The 1,126-nt window shown below is 58.3% G+C and carries 2 protein-coding genes; one reads left to right on the top strand and one right to left on the bottom strand.

The genetic code is table 11. From position 1 onward, the window contains the following. Positions 1 to 689: pyridoxal phosphate-dependent aminotransferase (locus tag CFR71_RS15785; protein WP_165832129.1), on the bottom strand; the 689-nt coding region annotated here is incomplete at its 3' end. Positions 690 to 900: 211 nt separating this feature from the next. Here CFR71_RS15785 and CFR71_RS15780 point away from each other — a divergent pair. Continuing rightward, on the top strand, positions 901 to 1,126 hold a 226-nt coding region (locus tag CFR71_RS15780; RefSeq protein ID WP_133251192.1), incomplete at its 3' end, for a helix-turn-helix domain-containing protein.

Below are 1,126 nucleotides of genomic sequence, written 5' to 3'. Positions count from 1 at the left end.
GGCGCCATGCTGAAGTATTTGGAAAAACTGTTTACCACCAGCGCATCGGGATCATATTCCAGAATACTGTGCGCGCGTTCGCCAAAACTCAGGCCGTGATAGATTTCATCCGATATGATGCAGATCCCGTGCGCGCGACAGACGTCAACAATGCGCCGTATTTCATCAGGAGACAGGATGGTACCGGTGGGGTTGGCGGGACTGGCCAGGATCAACCCGTCGGGAGCAGGTTCAAGCGCGGCAATGGCGTGGGGGGGCAACTGGAAGCGTTCTTTTTCGCCACACGGAATTTCAACCGGTTTCATATGGAGCGAGCGCACGACATTGCGGTAGGCCACATAACCCGGTCGCGCCATGGCTACATGCGCGCCGGGCACAAAACTGGTCATGAGCGCCAGAACCAGCGCGGGTGATGCGCCACAGGTCAGGATAATCTGTTCAGGCCGGAGCGAAACGCCATATGTTTCGTCATAGTGCAGGGCGATCCGTTCCTTCAGGGGCTGGCTTTCCCAATAGCCCATGGGGTCGGTCGCCAGTACGTGCTGAGCGCGTTCGATCGCCGCGCTTGGCGCGCCGGTGGAAGGCTGGCCAAATTCCATATGAATGATGCTGCGCCCCTGCGCGGCCAGTTCATGCGCCAGTGCGCTGATGGACAGCGCATGGAAGGGATCGATTGGCGGAACAGGCATCATGACCTCAAGGTGGAAAATAGAGACTTATAGGGCGATGATCGCCCTGCGACCAGAAACTGCCCCTGGAAATCAGGCGGCCTGCCCACCGTTTTCTACGCGACGTGCCAGTTCCTGCCAGGAACGTGTTGTGGAGGGCAGAGGATGGAGTTTACAGAATTTCATATATGACGGTATAAGGCACCTTATATGCCAAATATGAGTGATAGTAATGGGCTCACCGAAATCCCGCGCGGCTCTTGAACGACTGGGGCGTGACCTTCGTGGCGCGCGCCTGCGGCGCGGCATAGCGATAGCCGACCTGGCCGTTCGTGCCGGCACGTCAGCAAGTTCCATCGCGCGCCTGGAAAAGGGAGACCCGGGTGTGGGGATCGGCACTCTGGCTGACGTGCTTGTCGTGCTTGGTCTTCTGGACCGGTTGGCCGACCTGATTGATA

This window comes from Novacetimonas pomaceti, from assembly GCF_003207955.1.
Classification (GTDB): domain Bacteria; phylum Pseudomonadota; class Alphaproteobacteria; order Acetobacterales; family Acetobacteraceae; genus Novacetimonas; species Novacetimonas pomaceti.
Note: the sequence above shows the minus strand (reverse complement) of the source record. Positions and strands in the feature narration are given on the sequence as shown.